The organism is Novosphingobium indicum, assembly GCF_014645195.1.
Classification (GTDB): Bacteria; Pseudomonadota; Alphaproteobacteria; order Sphingomonadales; family Sphingomonadaceae; genus Novosphingobium; species Novosphingobium indicum.
In genome coordinates this window covers 1-23,119 of record NZ_BMLK01000004.1, presented here as the reverse complement: position 1 = coordinate 23,119, position 23,119 = coordinate 1, and the positions used below count along the sequence as shown (strand labels likewise).

Below are 23,119 nucleotides of genomic sequence, written 5' to 3'. Positions count from 1 at the left end.
TGAGATAATCACATCGCAATGCAACCGCTGTCTGCCTCTGTGTGGACAAGCGAAAGGCCGGATCTTTCGACCCGGCCTCGCATTCCATTCTCTCAAAAAAGGGATGGTTCAGCCGCCCTGCTTCTGGCCACCCATCATCTTGGTTATGTCCACCTGACCGGTGGCGAGACCGCCCATGAAGCCGCCATCGACCGGCATGACGATGCCGTTGACCACGCCGGCGAGATCCGAGTTGATCAGGACCAGCGGGCCAGCCTGCTCTTCCGGGGTGGTGTAGCGGCCGAGCGGTTCGGCAGCGGCATCGACGACTTCCTTGCCCGAGGTCTCGTGGAAGGTCTTCATCATCGGCGTCTGCGTCGGCGAGGGCAGTGAGCAGTTGATGCGAATGCCCTTCTTGATGAGCTGGGCGCCCATGAATTGGGTCCAGACGATCACGGCTTCCTTGGAGAAAGCATAACCTTCGGAAACCTGGTCCATGTTGGCTTCGCACCATTCAAGGCCGCCCTGGAAGCCCTTGGTCATCATGAGCTGCATATGGGTGGGGATGCGTCGGCTCCAGCCGAGGCCGCCGGTCGAGGCGATCGAAACGATCGCGCCCTTGTCGCCCATCAGCGGAATGACCTGTTCGGTGAGGTGACGGGTGCCGAGGAAGTTGACCTTCATCACGTCCATCGGCGGGAAGCCGCCGCCGCCAGGCAGACCCGCGCAGTTGAACAGCGCATCCACCTTGCCGCCGACACCGGCCACGGCCGCTTCGATGGTCGCCGGATCGCGAAGGTCGATCTGGGTGAAGGACGCCATCGGCACCGAGCTTTCCTTGAAGTCGAAGCCGTGGACTTCTGCGCCCAGGTCCACGAGCAGCTTGGCCGTGGCTTCGCCCATGCCGGAGAAGCAGCCGCTGACGATTACGCGCTTACCCTTGTAGCCCAGAACATCACTCATTTTTCGGTCCTTCCTCTCTCGGGGCGCGGCGCGTGGCGACCGGACCCAAATTCATGGTGCGGTAGCTAGGCTGTGACCGGCGTTCTCTTCAACCGCCTTGAGGGCTGATCGCTGGCACGATGACCCTTGTCAGAGCTTGGCCGAAGGGGCCGTATCGTCCTTCTCCCGCTTGCCCAGCGCTTCGCGTGCCTTGGCCCGGATATAGGCGTGAAGCTGGCGAATCTGGTCTTCCGTCAGGTTCTCGAAACGCGGCATGCCGCGTGACATCAGAGGCCCTGATTGCAGCAAGGCGCGGAAGCTGTCGAGATCAAGTGCAATGGCCGATTCCCGCAAGTCGGGCCCGGGCGTGCCGGTCGCCTGCAGGCCGACACCGTGGCACGCGGCGCACTGGACCGACAGCGCCCGGCCGGCAAGCACGTCGTCCTCGTCGAGCGTGAGAGCGGGATCGTCGAGCGCGTGGACCGTGAAGTCCGGCGGCGGCGAGGGCGGCAGCGACTTGTCGCCGCCGATGGCGAAGGTGAGCAGGCGGCGGGGCTGCAGGCCGTACTTGTAGCCCATGTCCATGAAGTGGCCGTAGGCCGCCGTCGTACCGCCATAGCCCACGAGGACGGAGACGTACTGCTTGCCGTCACGGCTATAGCTCATCGGCGCGCCGATGATGCCGAGACCCGCGTTGAACTTCCAGAGTTCCTTGCCGCTCTTCGCGTCGTATGCCTTGAAGTAACCCGTGGCCGTGCCCTGGAACACGACGCCCCCGGCGGTGGCAAGAGTGCCGCCGTTCCACAGCCCCTTGTGCTGAACGCGCCAGACTTCCTTTTGCGCCACCGGATCCCAGGCGACGAGATAGCCGTGGCCATCGCCGGGCTTTTCGGTGATCGGCTCGAGCATCAAGCCCATGACGTTGAAGGCGTTTTCCGATCCGCCCTTGCGCGAGAAGCGGGCACCGATCTGCTGCTGGGGAATGTACACCAGCCCGGTCTTCGGGCTGTAGCTCATCGCCTGCCAGTTATGGCCGCCGATGGTGCCCGGCCACATCTTGGTCAGGCCTGTTTCATAGCGAATCTGCGGCGCCTCGATCGGGCGACCGGTCTTCATGTCTATGCCTTTGGCCCAGGTGATGAGCGTGGTCTTGCCCGGCTCGTTCACGAGCTTTCCGGTCTTGCGGTCGAGTACATAGAAGAAGCCGTTGGTGGGCGCGTGCATCAGCACCTTGCGCAGCTTTCCGTCGATGGTCAGAGTGGCAATCTGGATATTGGGCGTGGACTTGTAGTCCCAGGAATCGCGCGGATTTTCCTGATAGTGCCAGATGTACTTGCCGGTATCGGCATCGAGCGCGACGATCGAGGTGGTGAAGAGGTTGTCGCCCTTGCTGTCCGGATCGCGGATGTCGGGATCGTAGGGGCCTGCGTTACCGACACCGATATAGATCCGGTTGAGTTCCGGATCGTAGGTCATTCCATTCCAGACGGTGCCGCCACCGCCGCCCGCCTTGAGGTGGTCGGGACCCCATGTCTTGGCGGCAAGTTCCATGGCCGGCTTACCTGCGTTTTCCTCGTCGGTGCCGGGGGTCGTGTAGAAGCGCCAGAGCAGCTTGCCGGTCTCGGCATCGAAAGCCGTCACGAAGCCGCGCGCACCGAAGTCGGCGCCGCCATTGCCGATGATGACCTTGCCGTTCATCACCCGCGGCGCGCCGGTGGAGATGTTGAGCGCGCCTTCGGGGATCGATTCAGAAACCCACAGCTCCTTGCCCGTCTTGGCATCGAGGGCGAAGAGCCGCCCATCGAGCGAGGCCGCGAAGACCTTGCCATCTTCATAGGCCATGCCGCGGTTGGCGCCGAAGGAGAAGTGCATGGCTGCCGGATCGTGCTTCCACGTCTCCGGATCGTAGGTCCACAGGACCTTGCCGGTTGTCGCATCGACCGCATAGGCCTTGGCATAGCTACCGGTGAAGTAGATCACGCCATCGACTTCAAGCGGCGTGGCCTCGAGCGTGACTTCGCCGGGAAGGTCCAGTGCCCAGGCAAGGCCCAGCTTGTCGATGTTGCCGGTGCCGATCTGGTCGAGGCGGGAATAGCTGGTCTCGTCGAAGCCGCCGCCAACGGCGGTCCAGTCCGCGGCGCCACCGACCTCGACGCCCACGCCGCCAGTGCCGTCCGCCTTTGCCGTGCATCCGCTGAGCGTGCTGGCCAGCACCAGCGCCGAGGCTGCCATGACCGGCCCGAACTTGCGCTTCATCCCGCTTCCCTTCCCACGTGTTTTGCCCATTGTCTAAGGCGTTTTGAGCCTTTGTAAATCGTATCTCGCCCGCTCGCATTGCCGGCTTGTGCTTGCTAGGGCGGATGCTGGAACACAACGGAGGAAGGTTCTCAGGTGGCGGAACGGCAGACAGGCACGCGCAGAAAGAACGGGGATCGCCGTCAGGTCATCCTCGATGCGGCGGCGCGGCGCTTTGCCGAATTCGGCTTCGAGGCCACGACCGTTCGCCAGATCGCCGATGACGTGAATATCCTCTCGGGCAGCCTCTATCATCACTTCGCAACGAAGGAAGAGATGCTGGCCGAAGTGGTCCGCGATGCCGTACTGGACCAGCGCGAAAGAGCGCTGCGCATCGCTGGCTCGGCTCACGATGCCGAGACCAAATTCGTGACCCTGATCCGCGAGGAACTGACGGCGCTGGCCGAGCGGATCGAGGCCTACGCGATCATCTTCAACGAGCGGAAATTCTTCCGGCGCAGCCCTGATTTCCTCGACCTGATGAAGGCGCGCAAGGAGAGCTTCGAGGCGTGGCGCAACGTGCTGGAGCAGGGCGTTCGCGAAGGCCTGTTCCATGCCGGTATCGACAGCTACCTGACGATCTCGACGATCATGCGCATGCTCAACAGCGGTGCAGACTGGTACCGCCATGAAGACGGGTCCCCGCTCGATGCGATGGCGGACTATTCGCTGGAAGCGCTGACCGAGTTCTACGCCGGCTTCGTCCTGCGTTCGGTGCGTTCGGCAGAACGGGCTGCCGAGCCCATTCCGTCCTCGGTCGTGGTAGCATGACAGACCCGGTTCCCGACCTCTATCGCCGACCGGCGCGGGCGGCACGGATCGCGCTGATTGCAGAGAGCTACGAGAGGCTGCTGGGCTTTTCCTTGATCGATTCTGCCGACGATGTGGTCGCTGCACTCTGGGCCTCGCCCAAGGCCATTGTTGCCCATGGCACAGAAGCGGATCCGATCTTTTTCTTCGGGAATGCTGCGGCGCTGACGGCTTTCGAGGCCGATACCGACGCTTTCGTTCGTATGCCCTCGCGGCTCTCGGCTGAAGCGCCCTTACGCGAGGAACGCCAGGCCCTGCTCGATCGGGTGACGGCAAACGGCTTCATCGACGACTATGCCGGTGTGCGTATTAGTGCGAAGGGCAGGCGTTTCCGGATCGGGCCGGCCGTCGTGTGGAACCTTATCGATGCGAAAGGGCATCGGCACGGTCAGGCAGCGTGCTTCGCGCCGTGATAAGCGCCGCATGAGCAAGGCCGATCCCCGTGTGGTCGAGGCCGTCATGGTTCAGGTTCGGGCGGCGCTTGGCGAGAAGAACCACAGGCCTGTCGTCATCGGGCTATGCGGGGCGCAGGGTTCGGGAAAGACGACGCTGGCCCGCGCAGTTCTGGATGCGTGTGGCCTGGAAGAATTGCGCACAGCCGCCCTTTCGATCGATGACCTCTACCTTACCAGGGCAGAGCGCGAGGGTCTGGCAAGGAACGTTCATCCTCTGCTGGCCACGCGCGGAGTGCCGGGTACCCATTACGTGTTGCTCGGTCTCTCGCTCGTCGATGCTTTGCAAGACGGTAAGGCTGCGGCGCTCCCGCGCTTCGACAAGGGCCGTGATGACAGGGCGCCTGCGGACACCTGGGCGCCCGCGCCGGCTGATTGCGATGTCCTGCTGTTCGAGGGCTGGTGCGTGGGTGCAAGGCCCCAGCCGGAACAGGATCTGGTTGAACCGATCAATGCGCTGGAGGCAGAAGAGGACGCGGGCGGTGATTGGCGCCGATACGTCAATGCTGCGCTGGCGGGAGCCTATCAGGACCTGTTCGCACGGATCGATCGCCTTGTTCTGCTTGCGGCGCCCGGTTTCGAAGTCGTGTATGGCTGGCGACTGGAGCAGGAGCGTGACCTCGGGGCCAGGGCGGACGCGAACGCCAAGGTCATGGATGAGGCCGCTCTTGCGCGTTTCATTGCGCACTACGAGCGGCTGACGCGCTACATCCTGTACGAAATGCCCGACCGTGCCGATCTGGTCGTGAGCCTGGATGCCGACCGGTATCCTGTCGAAATCCAGCAACGTCGCTGAGTTCAGTTCCCGTCCGCATGCTTGCGTTCGGCTTCGGCTCGCTGCGTCTTCAGCTTTTGCAGTGCGCGCAGGGACGGGACTGTATTGTCCACACGGTCGGCAAGGATGGCTCCGCGTTCGCCAGGCGGACGAGCCGGCCCCACCGTCGTGTCGTGAAAGGTCTGTCGTTCGATCTCGGCATTGAGCAGCGCCCCGACAAGAACGCCGTAAGCCGACAGGAACAGCCACATCAGGAATACCACGATGGCCGACAGCGAGCCGTACATCGCGTTGTAGTCGGAGATGTAGGCGACGTAGAGCGAGAACCCGAACGAGATCAGCATCCAGAGCACGGTCGCCATGAGGGCTCCGGGAGCAAGCCAACGCCACTTGGCCGGCCGCCTGTCCGGACCATAGCGCATGATGAGCGCAAAGCCGCCGCTACCGAGCGCAATTGCCGCGACCCAGGTGAGACTTTTGAACAGGGTCTGGGTAGCGGAACCGAGATAGACGCTGGTTTGCGTCTGCAACCAGGCAAAGACGCCGCCGGAAAGGACACCGGTGAGCGCGATCAGGATCGCCGCCAAAGTCAGGGCAGCGGCGCGCAGCGAAAGCGCGATGGTGCCGCGTGTCTCGCGTTCTTCATAGATGACGTTGAGAGCGCTGATCATGCCGCTGGCAGCCCGCATCGCGCCGAAGATCGCGAAGAAGAAGGCGATCAATAGGGCAAGACCGGTCACGCCCGAACTCGTCGATACGATCTGGATAAGTTGTGCTTCCAGCACGTGGGCGGCGTCGGCCGGGAGAACCTGCGCCAGACTTTCCATCTGTTTGCGGACCGTCTCGACATTGCCAACCAGACCGTAAATCATCACGGTCGACGCAATGAGCGGAGTGATGGCAAGAAAGGTATAGAAGGCGAGCCCCGCCGCGAGCAGCCCCAGTTCATGAAAGCCGATCATGACCCACACGCGTTTCAGGACTTTGTACCAGGCTGCGCGGGGCATACTCCATGGCGCGGTTGCCGAAGCGCCGGGAGGCAGGTCTGTTGGCGGCGATTCGCTTTCCGTCATGCCTGTAAATCTGCGCGGGAACTTTCGCTGTTGCAATGCGATAGGCATGTTCGGGAGAATTTCTCTATCCCGGTGCGAGAGAAGAAGGGGTGATTCGTCGCGTTGATCATGGTTGGGCTAATCGATCACCCGAAACGTTGTTCCCCGCGCCTTCGTTGCGGGGCAGGGCTTGTTGCTCTTTCTCTTGCTATGGTTATCGGCGTTTCGCCGGTTTTTGCGCAAGAAACTCCTGACCAGCAGCAGGACGCACAGTCTGACACGCAAGATGCCGCGCCTGAGATGCAGATCCCTTCCCCTCCGGCCGATGCCAACCTGCCGGAGGTAGATCCGGTCATAACCGAGCGTGAATTCGAGCGGCTGGTTCCGGCGCTCGACGCTGCGGACGATGCCGAACTCGACATGCCATTGGAGTCGATCGAGGCTTTCGAACGCCGGCTGGCGCAGGAACAGTCCGATGCCAAGCCCCAAGAAGGGCAGGCCGCACCGCTCGATACACCCGCGCTGGCCGATCAGGACGCGGCCGAGGAAATCGGTGATGCGCCTGTGCGCGATACCGAACTCGTTGCGCCGCTTCCTTCGCTTGATCAGTTCGAAGTCACGCCCGTGGAGTTCGCCGAAGATACGACCGATGAGGAGCAGCTGGAAGTTGCCTACAAGGTCGATGTCGAGGGGCTGGATGCGGCGGACAAGGAAACCAATGCCAGCCTGAAGGGCCAGTTCAATTCCCTGTCCGCGCTGAAGAATGGGGACGGCAAGGCGGCTAATGCAGCCATGGTCCGCGCCCGTCTGGACGAAGACGAGCAGCTTTTGAAGACCATCCTCGAATCAGAGGGCTGGTATTCGCCGGAGATACGCAGTCGGATCGTTCCTTCGCGCGACGAGAAAAGCAACGAACTCACAGCCTGGCTCTCGGTAACGCCGGGTAAGCGGTATGTGTTTTCCGATATCGTCATCCAGGCTGATCCCACCGAACCGCCCGACCTGATTTCGGACAATCTGGCGCTCAAGACCGGCGAGCCCATTGTCGCCGAGCGCGTGCAGGGCGCCGAGGCACAGATTGCTGTCGCTCTTCCGGAAAACGGCTATCCTTTCGCTACGGTAGGCAATCGCGACATCCTGCTCGATCGCGACACGGGGGAGGGCGTTTACACGCTGCCGGTGGACATCGGGCCGCGCGGGCGCTTCGACGGTTTTACGACGGACGGCGACCTGGCGTTCGACGCCAATCACATTCGCGTCCTCTCGCGCTTCAAGCGCGGCGAGCTTTATGACAGCCGCAAGGTTGATGATCTTCGCAAGGCGCTTGTTGCCACCAATCTGTTCAAGGCTGTTTCCGTCGAACCCAAGCGCAGCGGCGAAACCGCGGGCGAGAACAGCGAATATGTAACGCTGCATGTTCATCAGGAAGCCGGGCCGCCGCGCACGATTGCCGGTTCGCTTGGATATGCGGCGGGCGAGGGGTTTACGGCTGAAGCGACCTGGACCCACCGGAACATGTTCCCGCCCGAAGGCGCACTGATCGGGCATGCCATTGCCGGTACTCAGCAACAGGGCGCGGGTGTGACGTTCCGCCGCTCCAACGCAGGCAAGCGCGACCGCACCTTCGAAATGAAGGCGGAGGCCTTTCACAATAACTACGACGCCTACAGCGCATATACCGGCCGTCTTGCGGCGCGCATCAGCCGCGATTCAACGCCGATCTGGCAGAAGCGCTACACTTATGCCTACGGTGTGGAACTGCTCGCGACCGCCGAGACGGACTACGACGCCGAAACCGGCGATCGCAAGCGCAACACTTACTACATTGCCGGTGTGAACGGGCAGCTTGGCTTCGATACCACCGACGACCTGCTAAATCCCACCGAAGGTTTCCGACTGACCGCGCTGGTCCAGCCCGAAGCGACGGTAAACCAGGGCTTCAATCCCTATGTCCGCGCTCGCATCGACGGTTCGACCTATTACGCGGTAAGCGACAGCCTTGTGCTCGCCGGTCGGATCCGCCTTGGCACGATCCAGGGCGTCGGTCTCTACGATATTGCCCCGTCGCGGCGGCTCTACGCCGGTGGTGGCGGGTCGGTTCGCGGATATGCCTATCAGGGGCTTGGCGAGCAGGCGCCGGACGGAAAGCCGGTCGGCGGACGTAGCTTGAACGAGGCATCGGTGGAGGCGCGCTACCGGTTCGGTAACTACGGCGTGGTGGCCTTCGTTGATGCGGGGCAGGCCTATAGCGAAACCATGCCGCAGTTCTCGGACTTGCGGTACGGCGTCGGTCTGGGCGGACGCTTCTATACCAATTTCGGGCCCATCCGTCTCGACGTGGCAACGCCCGTCAATCGCAGGCCCGGCGAAGCGCGCATAAATGTCTACGTCTCGATCGGGCAGGCGTTCTGATGGCGCAGGAGGACGAGATCGAAACCGGCGGCCAGCCCGAGGTGACCGAAGAAGCCGAGGCTAGGCCCACGCTGGGTCAGCGGTTCCGCAAGCGTGCCCTGAAAACCTTGCTGGTCGGCGTGCTCGGACTCTTCGCGCTCATTGTCGCAGTTGTTTTCGGCATCGATACCGGGCCGGGGCACCGCTTCGTCGCCAACCAGATTGGCGGGCTCAAGTTCGAAAACGGCATGCGCATCTCGGTGGGGCGGATCGATGGATCGCTCTACGGCCAGTTCACCCTGCATGACCTCTCCGTGCGCGATCCGAAGGGCGAATTCCTGTTCTCGCCGGAGATCCACATCGACTGGCGGCCTTTCGCCTATCTGAGCAATCACGTCGACGTTCGCAGTGCCACCGCCCAGCGCATGATCCTGCGCCGGACGCCGGCCTTCAAGGAAACTCCGCCGAGCGAAGGGCCGCTTCTGCCCGATCTCGATATCGATGTGGGCCAACTTAGGATCGACCGCTTCATTGTCGAACCGCCGGTTTCGGGCAAGTTGCGCGTCGTGACGATTGATGGCCGTACGCACATCGCCGACGGTCGGGCGCAAGTCTATGCCAAGGGCGGAACTTTGGCTGTTCAGGACAAGGAAGGCGGAGACAGGTTCGACCTGACGCTGGACGCCGTGCCGGCAAAGAACCGGCTGGATATCGACCTGGATCTCCACGCCCCCACCGGTGGTCTTATTGCAGCGCTGGGCGGTCTGACGCAGCCGCTCGACCTCACCATCAAAGGCAAGGGCGACTGGGCGCGATGGAACGGCGCGCTGAATGCGGACCTTGGCGAGGGTGAACTCGCGCGGCTGGATCTGGCGGCCCGTGATGGCACCTTCGCGATCGAGGGGCCGACACGCATCGCGCGCCTGCTGAGCGGATCGACTGCCAGCCTGCTCGGACCGGTCACCAATTTCGATCTGAAGGCCGCGCTCGATCAGAGACGCGCTGCGCTTTCCGGCATGATCTCCAGCGATGCGTTCAACCTGACGCCCAACGGCACGGTGGACCTCGCGAACAACAGCTTCGACCAGCTTGTGCTCGACTTCGTGTTGCTCAAGCCTTCCGCGATTGCACCCAATCTGAGCGGGGCTGGAGTTCGGGCTCAGCTCAGCCTGGACGGCGCCTTTTCCACGCCCGCCGTCGACTACGAGATTAACGCCAAGCGCCTCGTTATGAACGACATGGGGCTGCAGAACCTCTCCGCCGCTGGCGCAGCCAAGGTCGATTCCGGCCGCATTCTCATCCCCGTCTCTGCAAGGGTCAGCCGCATTACCGGCCTGGATAGCGTTGCCGGCGGTTCGCTGACCGACGTTAAGCTGAGCGGCGATGTCGCTATAGACGGCGCGCGGGTCCTTTCGGACAACATGCGGATCAGATCGAACCGGATCGATGCCGGTGTGGTCCTCGTCGCCGACGTGAGCAAGGGGCTCTACACCGGTGCCATCGATGGACGCATAGACAATTATCGTATGGCCAGTGTCGGTGTCTTCAACATCAGCACCAACATGGACCTGCGCAGCGAAGGTCAGGGTTTCGCGCTTCAGGGCAATGTGAAGGCGCAATCGACCAAGCTGCTCAACGAGAACCTGCAGAACTATCTTGGCGGGAATTTCGCAGCATCGTCGAACGTGCGTTACGGTTCGGACGGTGTGGTCCGCTTCTCCGATCTGCGTCTGAACGCGCCCGACCTGCGTGTGGTCGGCGGGCAGGGCAGCTGGTCTCCCGGCGGACGGATAGCCCTGACGGCGGACGGTACTTCGGACCGCTATGGAGCCATTGGCATACGCGTGACCGGTACGCTGTCCGATCCCGATGCGCACCTGACGGCGGAACGCCCCGATCTGGGCATTGGTCTCGCCAACCTCGATGCGCGGGTTACCGGGGCAAGCGGCGGCTACAACTTCGTGGCCACGGGCGATACCGACTACGGGCCCCTACAGGCGGACGTAACTCTGGGAATGGGCGAGCGGACCTCGCTGCAGATCAACAATGCCGACCTTTCAGGCGTCAAGTTTGCCGGAAAGCTGGACCAGACAGCTGCCGGGCCCTTCGCCGGCCAGTTGACGGCGAACGGCAATGGCGTGGGCGGCATTTTGAAGCTTGACGCGCAAGGCCGGTATCAGGCGGTCGATGTCAACCTGCGTGCCAAGAACTCCGTGTTCGACGGCCCGGCGCAGCTTGCCATCGGTTCTGCCATCATTGACGGGCGCGCGGTGCTTTACGATCAACCTCTGGTCGTCGCCGATGCACAACTATCCGAAACCAGCTTGGGCGGGTTCGATCTGGCTGCAGCCCGCGTTCAGGTCGATTACCGCGATGGGCGCGGCAAGGCCAAGGCCGTGATCGAAGGGGTCAGCGGCGTACCGTTCCGGCTCGGCGTCAATGCCGACCTGACTCCCGAGATCTGGCGTGTGGCGCTGCGGGGTCGGGTGCGCGGTCAGACGATCAAGACGCTCAGTCCCGCCCGTATCGTTCCGAAGGACCAGGGCTATGAACTGATGCCGACGGCGATCTCGGTTGGTGGCGGCACTGTGAAGCTGGCAGGCAATTACGGCGCGGGCATGAAGTTGCAGAGCCGGCTCGAAGGCGTCGACATGGGGCTGATCAATGCATTTGCCCCCGGTTACGGCATCGGTGGCACGGCGAATGGCAGCCTCGACTTTGAACAGACGAGCCCGGCCGCCTTTCCGCGGGCCGATGCGCGCATGACCTTCAAGAACTTCACCCGCACCAGTGCGACCACGGTGAGCCAGCCGGTGGACGTCAACTTCGTCGGCAAGTTGCTGGCCGACGGGGGTGAGGCGCGTGCTGTCATTCGCCGCAGAGGTTCCGTGATCGGTCGTCTCGTAGCGTCGCTGCGGCCTTTGCCTCCGGGCAAGGGCGCGTGGACCACCCGCTTGCTCGAAGCACCGCTGGGCGGAGGCATTCGCTATAATGGGCCTGCCGACACGCTGTTTTCCTTCGCAGGGCTGGCAGGCCAGACTCTCAAGGGTTCGATTGGCCTGGCGGCGGACTTTTCCTGCCGCGTCTCCGATCCATGTCTGAACGGTGTCGTAAAGGGCCAGAGCCTTACCTACGAGAACCAGACCTACGGCACCAAGCTGACCAACATGAACTTCGCCGGCACCTTCGACGGCAACTCACTTCAGCTCGATACGCTGACCGCGAAAGCCGGTGGCGGTACGGTGGATGCCAGCGGCAAGGTCAGCCTGGCTGCCGATGCCGGCTATCCGATGAATATCTCGGTCAAGCTCGACGATGCCCGCCTTGCCAAGAGCGACGGCATTTCGGCAACGGCAACAGGCAATCTCAATCTGACCAAGGCGGCGGGGGAGGCAGCCCTGCTCAGCGGTAACCTGCGGCTGCCGGAAACGCGCTACAAGATCGTGCGCGAAGGTGCCGCGCAGGTGCCGCGCCTGACGGGTGTGCGTTTCAAGGAGCGCAAGCAGCTCGCGCGCGTGACCGGCGATGAGCCGGCGCCGCAAATGTCCAGCGTGTTTGCCAAGGTGCGCCTCGATCTCGACTTGCGTGCGCCCGAGAAACTGTACGTTTCCGGTATGGGCCTCGAGTCTGAATGGAGCGCACGGTTCCACCTTGGCGGAACGAGCGCGGCGCCGAGCCTGACCGGACAGGTCGAACTCGTGCGGGGTACGCTGGGCTTCGCAGGCCGGTCGTTCAATCTCGACGACGGCCTGATCTCCTTCAATGGTGGTCAGACGATCAATCCCACCGTGGCCATCACGGCGACCGATTCCATCGACGATGTCGACGTGAGTGTGAACGTTTCGGGCCGGGCTTACAGTCCACAGGTCGGCTTCAGTTCCTCGCCAGCGTTGCCGGATGATGAAGTGCTCTCGCGCATCCTGTTCGGCAGCTCGATTGCGAACCTCTCGGCCATTCAGGCCGTGCAGCTCGCCAGTTCGCTGAACTCGCTGCGCGGCTCGGGAGGCGGACTTAATCCGCTTGGCAAGTTGCGCTCGGCGGCGGGAATAGACCGTTTGCGCATCCTTGGAGCCGACGAAGCCACCGGCCGAGGGACCTCGCTCGCAGCAGGGCAGTACCTCACGGACGACATCTACGTCGAACTGATCACAGATGCTCGCGGCTTCACCGCCACGCAGCTCGAGGTTAGCATCACCAAGTGGCTCTCGGTGCTCAGCCAGGCCGGCGGTTCGGGCGTCAACAGTGTGAACCTGCAGATCAAGAAGGACTATTGAGGATGAAGCGGGCAATCCTGCTCGCCATGACGCTCGCGCTCCCGCTTTGTGCGTGCAAGCGCGAGCCGACGTTCGACGAGCGCTACGACGCCGCGAGCGAGAAGATCAGCGAGACCGCGGAAGAGATCGACGCGCGGCTTGAAGCGACCGACGTACCGCAGCCCCGAGCCAGCGACGCAGCGCCCTGATCGGCATTCCGTTTGTGATGTAGTGAGCGAGGTGGTGGACGCACTAGGGCTCGAACCTAGGACCCGCTGATTAAGAGAAGGGAATTTCGAAGTGAAATTTCTATTTTAAACAGGCATCTAGCTGCGTCTTTGCACTTTCGAACTTAACATTGAGTAACACCGAGAACCAACGATCCCCAAGAGGTCACGGCACAATTTCACGTCCACCTAGGACCCGCTGACGTTCACGGCACAAGTTGGGATTCCATGGAAGGTGTGCTTCCAGTTTGATTTTGAAACTGTCACCTTTTGCTCATGCCCAGTTGATCGGCCAGCGTGGCGGCGGTGACGATGCGGCTTGATCCATGACGTTCAAGCGCGAGTAGATCGTCCTTGTTTCCAGTGACGAGCCAATCGGCGTTCCCGGCTTCGCATAGACCAAGGAGAAAATCATCCCGGGGATCGGGCGAACGCCTTACGTAGGGCAGGTCGGCGGGCATGTCCGCCACCAGCCCGATCTGGTTTACCAAACGTCCTACCTCGGCGGGGCGGACCAGGGCGCGTATCTTGTCTCGCCGGGAGACATCCCGGATCTCATCGATTTGGACCGCATGGCTGACGAGCACAAACCGGCGATCCAGCCATGCTTCTATGAGGCGGGCAGGAATACCGTTGGGGGATATGAGCCCGCTCAACAGCACATTTGTATCGAGAATGACGCGCACCTGCTAGTGACGGTCCTGTGCCCAGAAAGACTGTCGAGCGGCGCCGACCTCTTCATCGATCAGCCGTTCCAATTCGTCCGGATCAGCATCCGCATTGCGAGCCTGAATATCCCGGACAGTTTCCCGCAGCACTTCTCGATTGACCGCATCTTCAACGAACCGCGACATATCACCCTTCTTGCCTCCGCGCGTGGCAAGCAAAGTGCGAAGCGCAATGTCCGTTTCCCGCGATACTTTCAAACTCCACCGAGCCAGTTCGCCCATAAGCCACCTATGCGTTTATGTGTCTAAACGCATATATCAACCTGCGGATGCTTTTCAAGGGTATCGAGGCAATCCTCGTTGACTACGTAGATCAACATTGAACTAGGGCGCGGATGGCGTACGTGTATATTTCTGTAAAAGGATACACATCGTGCGCACCGATATCGTCATCGATGATGACCTCATGGCAAAGGCGCTTCGCGCCACTGGCCTCAAAACCAAGCGAGAAGTCGTGGAAGGCGGATTGCGGGTGCTCTTGAAACTTCGCTCGCAAGCGCAAATCCGCAATGCTCGTGGCAAGCTTGCCTGGGAAGGTGATCTGGACGCCATGCGATCCGACGCATGATCCTCGTCGATTCGAGTGCTTGGATCGATTTTTCAGAGGTACACCTTCTCCGGAAACCGACCGGCTGGACGTGTTGCTGGGCGCTGAGCCCTTGCGGATCGGCGATCTTACGCGGCTTGACGCAATGTAAAATCGCACCAGCGCAATGCTGGCGGCCAATGTCGAGCCGTATGCAGTCACACGGGCGAATTGTGCCTCAAGCCGTGACGCGTTCCCTTCTTCCCGGAAGTCCCCGCAGCTCAGACCGCGCCTGCCGGACGATCTGCCAACCGCCACTGACACCGAGACCAGCCAGGATCGCGGCAACGGCGATGTCGGGCCAGGCCGTGCCCGTGCCGAACACGCCGAGCGCGGCGGCGACCACGGCCACATTGCCGATCGCATCGTTGCGTGAGCAGATCCAGACGGACCTGCGATTGGCGTCGCCGTCTCGGTGCCGCCACAGCATGACGGCACAGGCGCAATTGGCAATGAGCGCTAGCACGCCGATAATGCCCATCGTCTCAGCTCGGGGAAGCGTGCCGGCAAGCGCCATCCATACGGTGCTTCCGAGAATCCAAAGGCCGAGCAGGAGCAGCGAGGCGCCCTTGAGCCATGCGGCGCGCGCGCGCCATTGGAGCGCCATGCCGGCAACGCCCAGACTGATCGAATAGTTGGCCGCATCCCCGAGAAAGTCGAGCGCGTCGGCCTTGAGCGATGCCGAATGCGCTGCGACGCCGGCCATCATCTCGACGCCGAACATACCGGCATTGATAGCCAGCACGATCCACAGCACCCGCCGCCATGCCTTGTCCTTGGTCAGTGCAGTCGTTTCACAACCGCCGCAGCATCCGCCTGCCATATCCGTCACCTCGATTCTGTCGATGTGATCGCCTATATACACCCTGTAGTAACTACAGGGTCAAGGGCATGGCGTTCACGATTGGCGAACTGGGCAAGGCGACGGGCACCAAGGTCGAGACGATCCGTTATTATGAGCGGATCGGATTGCTTGCGAAGCCCGAACGGACTTCTGGGAACTATCGTTCCTATGGCAAGACCGAACTGGGTCGGCTCTCATTCATCCGCCGTGCACGCGATCTCGGCTTCCCGCTCGACCAGGTGCGAGCGCTGCTGTCACTGTCGGATGATCGGACACGCGACTGCGCCACGATCGATGCCTTGGCCCGCAATCACCTTGCCGAGGTCGAGCGCAAGATCGCTGATCTGACTGCGCTTCGGAGCCAGCTGTCCGCATTACTCGACTCCTGCAAGGGCGGCACGATCGGGGATTGCCGGATCATCGAGGCGCTCGCACCGCCTGCCACTTCAGTAAAGGCCCTGTGAACCTCACACCGTTCGCCTATCTCGGCGCAGCCTTGGCCGAGATCGCAGGATGCTTCTCCTTCTGGGCATGGCTGCGGCTCGGCAAGTCACCTTTTTGGCTTGTCCCAGGGATGATCTCGCTGGCCTTGTTCGCGTGGCTGCTGACTCTGGTCGACAGCGATGCGGCGGGACGTACCTATGCTGCCTATGGCGGCGTCTATATTGCTGCCTCACTGGGCTGGCTGTGGGCGATTGAAGGGTTTCGCCCCGATAGATGGGATATTACCGGCGCCTCGATCTGTCTTGTTGGAGCGGACATTATCCTGCTTGGTCCCCGTTCGATTTGAACTGCCGAGCCGGGTAAGTTCCCAGCGGCGTCGATCAGATGCATAACAATTTGGCTAAAGCTGATTGGGTGCAGAAGCAATTTTCCAGCCTATTACGGAACGCGGAGAGCAAAGCCGGGACTGCATACGCGACCCCGGCTTCATGCCGCTATTCAGCGGCGTTCCGTCGGTTCAGGCGCCAGTCCTACGCGTGCCGCTCGGCTCGCCCCGACTGGCCGGAGCGTATAGGCCGAGAGGATGATGCCGAAGGCCGCGATCGAAAGCAGCATCACCGCGATAAAAGGGCCGCGCGCTTCTCCCATGAGCTATGCGGGCCACAGGATCCTGAGTGTCAGCAGCCCAAGCTCGCCCCATCGCCACGGCGCTTTGTCGGCCTTCAGAGTCCAGGCCCGGCGAAGCATCCACGTTCCGGCAGCGGTTCCGCCGAGAATACCCCCTATCGCGGCGAGGAATGCAGCGCCCGTCAAAAGCCGGCGTCCAGTATCAAGCCAACGCTGCGCGGTGCTCCGATGATGGCGAAGTTGGTGCGGTTATTGACGTATTGATTGTACTTTTCATCAAACAGGTTGTTGGCGAACAGCGACATGCTCCAATGGTCGGCATTGTAACCGATCTTCGCGTTGACCAGCGTCTGGGCACCGACACGGCTACACATCATGCGCACCAACATCGTCATCGATGACGATCTCGTGGCTCGAGCGTTTCACGCCACCGGTCTCAAAACGAAGCAGGAAGTAGTGGATTACGGATTTCCGGCACTGTTGAAGCTTCGCTCGCATGCGCAAATCCGCAATTCTCGTGGCAAGCTAGCCTTGAAAGGTGATTTGGACGCCATGCGATCCGACACATGATCCTGGTCGATTCGAGCGACAGGATCGACTTTTCAAGGGATTGCTTCTCTCGAAGCCAAGCTGCAGCATTTTTGGAGCGAGCGCCACACCGACGGGTCTCAGTAGAGGTTATCTTTATAGTCCTTCTCCAGCCCCTTCTTCACAAGGCTGGTCACGCCCGGCACGGACAGGCTGCCTCGGGCGAGAGCGGCGCCAATCCCGCTTGCCTTGTTGAGCTTGATATGTCCCATGAACAGCCTGGCCGGATCGATATCGGTCTCTTTCTGGGCAGGCCACAGGCGGGCTCGTTCCAGCGTCGCACTGGCGCGCACCTCGATCACGCTCGCCTCAACTTGGATTGCGAGCAGGGGTGTTTTCTCTTTTACGCGAAACAGCACTCTCTTCTCCTTGTCGGTGGTGAGTTGCGCCTTGCCTCGCACGATAGCGACATGATCGGCACCCGGGACCAGAAGCGCCGCGGCCACACTGGGCTGTTCGATAATATTGCGGAAGCTGTCGACGCGCTTGTTGCCGGGACGGTCGGCGAACCAGAGCGTGTCGCCGTCGAGCCGAGCCATGCAGCCGGCAGGATCGCCCTTGGGGCTCAAATCGGCGCGTCCATCCATCCCCATCGTTGCCAGCGCCATGAACCGGCTGGTAGCAATTAATGCCGCCGGATCGCCCGGTGCGTCAACCATAGGCTGAGCCGACCACAGTTCGGAGCGGATGAGTGCCTTGGCGCAATGTCCGTAACATTGCTCGACCGCGATACGAATTTCGCCAGAATCGGCGCTCGATACCTTGCCGTTGATGCGCAGCGTTTCCCTGATGCCCGGGATCAGGAACAAGGAACCAAAGGCCGCACCGGGCTGCGCAAGCCCGGGATCGTCGAGAGACGATAGAGGGATACGCAATTCGCGCGCATCACCACGGGCAAAGCCGCACGCACCACCCCCAAGGGTAATTCTGACGCCCGCATCGCTTCCAAACCCCGCAAACATCAGCGGCGAGGCCGCGATCCATCGCAACGCGCCGTCGTCGAGATGGTCGATGACCTTGAGATGCATCGCGCCGGGTGTCTTGCCGATCACATTTTCTAGCGCGGCAACTGTATCGATATGAGAAGCCGTTTCGACGGGACTGTTGCTCACTTTGCGCTCCATCCGCGCCAGGCGGCCACAATCACGACAAGAGTGAGGCCGAGCGTCGCCCAAGACAGCAGGTCGTACCAGCCATTGCCGACCAGCGCCGCGATAAGGCCGACCGCGTTGGCAAGCGCCATCAGCAACGGCCAGCGGAAGATTTGCCAACCATTGTTGCGTGTGCTCTGCCGCGCTTTCATTCCGCCGGCTCCGCCAGGCCGCCGCTGTTCAGTTCCGCAATACGCTTTTCGATCGGCACACGCCGACGCCCGAGCCACAGGTAAAGGCCGGTCACGAGGACGACGATGGCTGCGATGTCGAGCAGCGCCCAAATGATCTTGAGCGGCAATCCGCCATAATCGCCGAAATGCAGCGGGACAGAGAGAAACAGGGTCTGCACATACCAGGGCATGTCGCGCACGTCGGTGAGCTCACCTGTCTCGGCATCGACCATGGCCGGATTGATAAGGCGCTCGGTAAGCGGGGTGTCGCCTGCGAGCGCGACCATATAGTGATGTGTGGTGCTGAACTGCGTGCCCGGCCAGGAGACGAAACTGACCTTGGCGTCAGGTACGGCATTTCTGACGGTGGCGACCGCAGCATCGACGGAAGCGAGCTTCTCGGGCGGTTGTGCATCCTTGTAGGGAGCGGCCATCTCCGCGAGTTGGTCCATCTGCCAGATCGCCTGGATCGGCACGGTCATCGTGATGATGAAGCCGGTCAGCCCCACCACGGTGACCCAGCCAAGCGTGACGATGCCCACCATATTATGCGTGTCGAGCCATTTGACGCGCTTGCTTCGGTCCTTGCGGACGGTGCCGAAGGAAAGCCTGCGCATGAAGGGTGCGTAGACAACGACTCCCGAAATGACAGCCACGAGAAAGACCAGCCCGACGACGCCAAGGAAAAGCTGGCCGGGAATCCCCATCAGCAGATGGGCGTGGAGATCCAGAAGGAACGCCATCACGCCCTCATCGAAAGGCGGTGCATTCAGATGTTCGCCACTACGTGCATCGTAGAGGTAGAGCTTGCCGGTATCGTCCCCCGCCGTGAGGGTCGGTCCTACCGCAGCGTAAATGATCGGTTCTTCCTCGTCATAGCTGATGAAGATATTGTGCCAACCGGGATGCTTGCCCACCGCATCGGCCGCGACGGCATCGAGGCTGGCCGTGCCCTCCGTCTGTTCCGACAGCACCGGAGCCCTGGTCAGTTCGTCGATTTCATGATGGAAGATGAGCGGGAGGCCGGTGATGCAGAACATCAGCAGGAAGGCGGTGCACACGATGCTGGTCCATTTGTGGACCAGATACCATCGCCTGATGCCGGTTTGCGAAAGTGCCATCGACCCTTTCCTAGAAGCTGAATTCGATGCCGCCGGTCACCTGGCGAGGCCGCGTTATCTGCGCGTTGTCCTGCGCGAACGTGGCACCGGGTGTTATCAGCGTGGCGTCGGTCGTGTCGAACAGGTTGGTGGCGGCGAGGAACAGCCGTGCCGGTCCCGCCTGCCAGGCGATCTGCGCGTTGGCGAGGACATAGGGATCGGTCTTGCCGCGCGCGTTGTTGAACACATCCGAATAGTAGGAATCGGTATAGCGGACATCGAACGACAGCGAGAGCTGTTCGACCGGCCTGGCCACTAGCCCGGCATTGAGCGTGAACGCGGGTGAGCGGGCAAGTTCATTACCCTCGACCGCCGGTTCCACGTAGCGATTGACCTTGGTCTTGAGCAGACCGGCATTGGCAAACAATTCCAGGCTGTCGAGCGGACGATAGCGCGTTTCGATCTCCGCTCCATATGTCGTGGCGCGTTCGGCATTGCGGATCACGGTCGCGAAAATCGCCGGATCGGGATTGAGATCGAAGGGCAGTTGCAGGCCCTTATAGCTGTTGAAGAAGACATTGGTTCTCAGATCGAGCCGGCCTCCGGCAAGCGTGGCCCGCGCGAATCCCTCGACATTGGTGACCGTCTCCTTGTCGTAGACATAGCTGGGGAAGGGCGGTTCGAAACTGAACCCGGCGCCACCGGCATTGTAGCCACGCCCCACGGTCGCACCGACGGTTACGGCATCGCTCGCCTTCAGCGTCACGGTCAGGCGCGGCAGGAAGGCCTCGAACGTCCGATGAAAGTCGATGGCGAATGGCCCGCCACCGCCTGCGCGCTCGCGCTTCTCGGATTCGTAACGGGCTCCCAACGTTACATCGACTGAGGAGCTGGCCCTGAACAGCAGTTCGCCGAAAACGGCATTGGTCCGGGTGCTGTCATCGAACAGGCTGTTGAAGAGGTCGATCTCTTCATCCTGCTCGGCACGATAGAGAAGGCCGGCAATGAAACCGGACAGGCGTTCGCCCGAAGACCCGAAGCGCAGGCGCGGTTCGATGCTCCATTCAGTTCCATCGATAAGCGCGTTGCCTTCGAACAAGGGGGAGAAGCGCTGGACGCGAAAGTCCGTCGCCGTCCCCAGGACGACCAGCGACAGGCCATCGGCAATCCGAACGTCCGTATCGATGATGGCTACATTAGCCCGCGTCCGGAAACGCGGCATCGGCGGGAAGGCCGGCATATGCTCGCTAAAGGGCCGCAATACCTGGCCGGCTTGCGGGCCATAGGCGTCGCTGTGCGAAAGCGTAATCAGCGCACGCGCGTCGGGAGAAGGGGTGAAAAGCAGCTTGCCGCGGAACGCCAGGGAGCGCTTGAGTGACGGGTTCTCGATGTCCTTGAGTTCGTCGGACAATCCCGCCTGACGCGCGGTATAGGGTGTGTAGTCGACGAAGAAATCCTCGGTGCGCCAGTCCGCCGCGAGGCGAAATGCCAGCACATCGGATGCCAACGGGCCGCCAAGAGCCCCCGAAACCTGTCGGATATCATTCTCGCCGACGACACCGCGAACCTTTCCGCTCCATTCAAAGCTGGGATCGGCCGTCTTGACTGCGACCACACCACCGATTGCGTTGCGGCCCTGGAGCGTGGATTGCGGGCCTCGATAGACCTCTACCTGCTGCGCGTCCCACAAGAGGCCATCGACATAGATCGACTCGTTGAAGCTCAACGGGCGATTGTCGATCTGGAAGACGACGCGCGGGCGGGTGCCGCCGAAAAAGGCATCGCCGCCGATCGCCGGGCCGGTTCCATCGATGCCGCGAACGGCAGGACCGATACCGCCGGAGTCGATTGCGACCACATTGGGTATGCGGGCAAGCACGTCCCCGGTGCTGTAGGTTCCCGCCAGCGTTTCAATGTCATCCTGCGTTGCGACCTGGACGCTGGCCGCCGTGTCGTCCAAGCTGCGATCGGTCCGCTCCGCCGTGATAACAATCACGTCTGAACGATATGGACTGTCTTCTGCTCTGACAGCCTGTGCCTGCACAATGATCAGCAATCCCGCCCCGACCGCCAACCTGACTTTGTTCGACATATTCGATCAGCCCCTATTTCTCCGGCGCGTGGCGCCGATGGAAAAATCAGGCCATCTCAATTGCGTCTATCTGCCATGAGCCGTTGTACCGGCCACGCACCCATGACCACGCAATAGGGCAGCTCCATATTGCGATTGCCTCTTATTAGCGATTGTTCTGGCCGTCTGCCACTCAATGGACTATTGCGGAATATTGTAAGTCTATTGCGAAAACGGAGTCGGAGACACATGCGGTTCGAGCTAGGGAAGAGCGTCAGCTAGACGATGGGTAAACTGCTGCCGATCATCGAAGGCCACTTTTCCATAGGCGATCTGCTTCGCGAAGCAGCGGAGCGCTCGATCGAGTTGGGGTACGTTACCGAAACCATCCCCGAGATCGATGCGCCTGCCATGTCGGGCATGATTCTCGCCGAGGAAGTCCAGCCCGGTTTGCTCGTCTCCGGTTTCGACCTCACCTATACTGCGGAATGCCGCCTCGATGCGAAAGTGGAGCGCTCGGTCTGCTGCGCTGTCCTGCTTGAAGGTTCGGGGGAGCCGCTCGAAGTGCAGGGCCATCCGCCGGTGACGCATGAAATCGAGCATGTGGTCATCTTTGGCTTTGGCGAAACAAAGATTTGCACTCGCCCATGGCACAGGGGGCAGCATGCAAAGGTGTTCAGCGTTACCCTGGAGCCCCGTTTCTTCGAGCGCTTCGGTGACATGGTTGCCGATGACGGGATCGCTATTCTCGAACGATACATCGAGCCCGGAGTGCACAGCGCGTCATTGCCATGGTCGCGCAGAATCGTCGATCAGGCTCACGAGGGGCTGGTCGCCCCTTATGGTGGGTCATTGCGGTCACTCTTTCGGGAATCGCAGGCGTTGCGCTTCACGCTCGAAGTCGCCGCGCTGTTGCAGGAAGAAGAGCAACTGATCCGGAAGATCGGACGTCGGCAATATGATCGCGTTCGCCACGCCCGGGAATTACTGGACCGGTCACTCGTCGAACCGCCCAAACTGCTCGATCTGGCCCGCGAACTCGGCGTCAACGTCTCGACATTGCAGGCCAATTTCAAGGCGGCGTTCGGCACGACGATCTTTGGTTATGTGCGCAGCCGTAGGCTGGAGATGGCACGGATACTCATCCACGATCACGGGCTTGGCATCGCCGAGGCCGGTTACAGGGTCGGCTTCACCAATGCTGCGGCATTCACTGTCGCCTATCGCCGCCACTATGGACACCCGCCCTCGGCAAGACGGTGAAATCTGTCTCCTGCGCTCAGCGTAAGGCGTCTTGGGCATGGGCATTTGAGGAAATCACCAACCCCATCATGATCCGTGTCGAGCAGATGGCGCAATCGAGGGCCGAGGCTGCGCCTTCGGAGCAATCTATGCAGGCGCGACGCGGCGTCGATCCATCGATCATTCCAAGTAGCAGATGTTCGTCACCCGACAGTGCCGCGGCGCCACCGACAACGAGTCGACGTCCGAGCGCGTCTTCGCATAGGTGCATCAGGCTATCGAACACCGGGGCGAGCATCTCGTAATTACGGGACGCCAGGATATTAGAGCGGTTTTCGACCGTTCTGAATCGGCATGGGATTCCCTTTGGTCACGATTTCTGATTCAGA

General features: G+C 61.5%; 23 protein-coding genes. 11 read left to right on the top strand and 12 right to left on the bottom strand.

The window, feature by feature from the left end:
- Positions 1-108 precede the first annotated feature (108 nt).
- On the bottom strand, positions 109-942 hold the full coding sequence (locus tag IEX64_RS04775; RefSeq protein ID WP_188818550.1) for a coniferyl-alcohol dehydrogenase: 834 nt from the start codon (positions 940-942) through the stop codon (positions 109-111).
- A 129-nt stretch (positions 943-1,071) separates the two neighbouring features.
- Positions 1,072-3,177, bottom strand: a complete 2,106-nt coding sequence (locus IEX64_RS04770) for a PQQ-dependent dehydrogenase, methanol/ethanol family (protein ID WP_188818549.1) — start codon at positions 3,175-3,177, stop codon at positions 1,072-1,074.
- A 135-nt stretch (positions 3,178-3,312) separates the two neighbouring features.
- Between IEX64_RS04770 and IEX64_RS04765 the strand changes: the two genes are divergently transcribed.
- The 3 genes from IEX64_RS04765 to IEX64_RS04755 are packed head-to-tail and all read left to right on the top strand — an operon-like array spanning position 3,313 to position 5,274.
- Positions 3,313-3,987 carry a TetR/AcrR family transcriptional regulator gene (locus IEX64_RS04765; protein ID WP_188818548.1) on the top strand — a complete coding sequence of 225 codons (675 nt, stop codon included), beginning with the start codon at positions 3,313-3,315 and terminating at the stop codon, positions 3,985-3,987.
- The gene (locus IEX64_RS04760) at positions 3,984-4,439 is read left to right on the top strand and encodes an MEKHLA domain-containing protein (RefSeq protein WP_188818547.1); all 456 of its coding nucleotides are present in this window, start codon (positions 3,984-3,986) and stop codon (positions 4,437-4,439) included. Before IEX64_RS04765 ends, IEX64_RS04760 begins: the two co-directional genes overlap by 4 nt.
- 10 nt (positions 4,440-4,449) lie before the next feature.
- A complete protein-coding gene (locus IEX64_RS04755; protein WP_373290128.1) occupies positions 4,450-5,274 on the top strand; it encodes a kinase in 825 nt (274 codons plus the stop codon).
- A 2-nt stretch (positions 5,275-5,276) separates the two neighbouring features.
- On the opposite strand, the gene IEX64_RS04750 is transcribed toward IEX64_RS04755, so the two are convergent.
- Positions 5,277-6,326 (bottom strand): YihY/virulence factor BrkB family protein, encoded by a 1,050-nt coding sequence (locus IEX64_RS04750; protein WP_188818546.1) that lies wholly within the window; start codon positions 6,324-6,326, stop codon positions 5,277-5,279.
- A 279-nt stretch (positions 6,327-6,605) separates the two neighbouring features.
- Here IEX64_RS04750 and IEX64_RS04745 point away from each other — a divergent pair, with 279 nt between their 5' ends.
- Genes IEX64_RS04745 through IEX64_RS04735 form a run of 3 tightly spaced genes read left to right on the top strand, consistent with a single transcriptional unit; the run spans position 6,606 to position 13,158 of the window.
- On the top strand, positions 6,606-8,717 hold the full coding sequence (locus IEX64_RS04745) for an autotransporter assembly complex protein TamA (protein WP_229710075.1): 2,112 nt from the start codon (positions 6,606-6,608) through the stop codon (positions 8,715-8,717).
- Positions 8,717-12,970: a translocation/assembly module TamB domain-containing protein gene (locus tag IEX64_RS04740; RefSeq protein WP_188818544.1), complete on the top strand. Its 4,254-nt coding sequence runs from the start codon at positions 8,717-8,719 to the stop codon at positions 12,968-12,970. The genes IEX64_RS04745 and IEX64_RS04740 overlap by 1 nt, the downstream gene beginning before the upstream one ends.
- Before the next feature lie 2 nt (positions 12,971-12,972).
- Positions 12,973-13,158, top strand: coding sequence for a hypothetical protein (locus IEX64_RS04735; protein WP_188818543.1), 186 nt, complete (start codon positions 12,973-12,975; stop codon positions 13,156-13,158).
- Positions 13,159-13,439: 281 nt separating this feature from the next.
- Here IEX64_RS04735 and IEX64_RS04730 read toward each other — a convergent pair whose 3' ends face one another.
- Positions 13,440-13,862 (bottom strand): putative toxin-antitoxin system toxin component, PIN family, encoded by a 423-nt coding sequence (locus IEX64_RS04730; protein WP_188818542.1) that lies wholly within the window; start codon positions 13,860-13,862, stop codon positions 13,440-13,442.
- Between the two features lie 3 nt (positions 13,863-13,865).
- Entirely contained in the window at positions 13,866-14,126 is a 261-nt protein-coding gene (locus tag IEX64_RS04725; RefSeq protein WP_188818541.1) for a ribbon-helix-helix domain-containing protein, read from the bottom strand.
- Positions 14,127-14,277: 151 nt separating this feature from the next.
- On the opposite strand from IEX64_RS04725, the gene IEX64_RS04720 reads away from it, so the two are divergent.
- Positions 14,278-14,472, top strand: coding sequence for a type II toxin-antitoxin system VapB family antitoxin (locus tag IEX64_RS04720; RefSeq protein ID WP_188818540.1), 195 nt, complete (start codon positions 14,278-14,280; stop codon positions 14,470-14,472).
- A gap of 196 nt (positions 14,473-14,668) precedes the next feature.
- Here IEX64_RS04720 and IEX64_RS04715 read toward each other — a convergent pair whose 3' ends face one another.
- Entirely contained in the window at positions 14,669-15,313 is a 645-nt protein-coding gene (locus IEX64_RS04715; protein WP_188818762.1) for a cation efflux transmembrane domain-containing protein, read from the bottom strand.
- A gap of 68 nt (positions 15,314-15,381) precedes the next feature.
- Between IEX64_RS04715 and IEX64_RS04710 the strand changes: the two genes are divergently transcribed.
- The gene (locus IEX64_RS04710) at positions 15,382-15,798 is read left to right on the top strand and encodes a MerR family transcriptional regulator (RefSeq protein ID WP_188818539.1); all 417 of its coding nucleotides are present in this window, start codon (positions 15,382-15,384) and stop codon (positions 15,796-15,798) included.
- Positions 15,795-16,124, top strand: a complete 330-nt coding sequence (locus IEX64_RS04705; protein WP_188818538.1) for a YnfA family protein — start codon at positions 15,795-15,797, stop codon at positions 16,122-16,124. The genes IEX64_RS04710 and IEX64_RS04705 overlap by 4 nt, the downstream gene beginning before the upstream one ends.
- Positions 16,125-16,276: 152 nt before the next feature.
- Here the strand turns inward: IEX64_RS04705 and IEX64_RS04700 are convergent, their stop codons facing one another.
- Entirely contained in the window at positions 16,277-16,426 is a 150-nt protein-coding gene (locus IEX64_RS04700) for a hypothetical protein (RefSeq protein WP_188818537.1), read from the bottom strand.
- Between the two features lie 161 nt (positions 16,427-16,587).
- Positions 16,588-16,800 (bottom strand): TonB-dependent receptor, encoded by a 213-nt coding sequence (locus IEX64_RS04695; protein ID WP_188818536.1) that lies wholly within the window; start codon positions 16,798-16,800, stop codon positions 16,588-16,590.
- Between IEX64_RS04695 and IEX64_RS04690 the strand changes: the two genes are divergently transcribed.
- A complete protein-coding gene (locus IEX64_RS04690; RefSeq protein ID WP_188818535.1) occupies positions 16,781-16,975 on the top strand; it encodes a type II toxin-antitoxin system VapB family antitoxin in 195 nt (64 codons plus the stop codon). The two genes, IEX64_RS04695 and IEX64_RS04690, sit on opposite strands and share 20 nt — an antisense overlap.
- A 98-nt stretch (positions 16,976-17,073) precedes the next feature.
- Here the strand turns inward: IEX64_RS04690 and IEX64_RS04685 are convergent, their stop codons facing one another.
- The 4 genes from IEX64_RS04685 to IEX64_RS04670 are packed head-to-tail and all read right to left on the bottom strand — an operon-like array spanning position 17,074 to position 21,377.
- Positions 17,074-18,105: a pyridoxamine 5'-phosphate oxidase family protein gene (locus IEX64_RS04685; protein ID WP_229710074.1), complete on the bottom strand. Its 1,032-nt coding sequence runs from the start codon at positions 18,103-18,105 to the stop codon at positions 17,074-17,076.
- Positions 18,102-18,296, bottom strand: coding sequence for a hypothetical protein (locus IEX64_RS04680; RefSeq protein ID WP_188818533.1), 195 nt, complete (start codon positions 18,294-18,296; stop codon positions 18,102-18,104). Before IEX64_RS04680 ends, IEX64_RS04685 begins: the two co-directional genes overlap by 4 nt.
- Positions 18,293-19,438: a PepSY-associated TM helix domain-containing protein gene (locus IEX64_RS04675; protein WP_188818532.1), complete on the bottom strand. Its 1,146-nt coding sequence runs from the start codon at positions 19,436-19,438 to the stop codon at positions 18,293-18,295. Before IEX64_RS04675 ends, IEX64_RS04680 begins: the two co-directional genes overlap by 4 nt.
- A gap of 10 nt (positions 19,439-19,448) precedes the next feature.
- Positions 19,449-21,377 (bottom strand): TonB-dependent receptor, encoded by a 1,929-nt coding sequence (locus IEX64_RS04670; protein WP_188818531.1) that lies wholly within the window; start codon positions 21,375-21,377, stop codon positions 19,449-19,451.
- A 396-nt stretch (positions 21,378-21,773) separates the two neighbouring features.
- On the opposite strand from IEX64_RS04670, the gene IEX64_RS04665 reads away from it, so the two are divergent.
- Complete coding sequence (locus IEX64_RS04665) at positions 21,774-22,751, top strand: helix-turn-helix transcriptional regulator (protein ID WP_188818530.1); 978 nt, start codon at positions 21,774-21,776, stop codon at positions 22,749-22,751.
- Positions 22,752-23,119 lie beyond the last annotated feature (368 nt).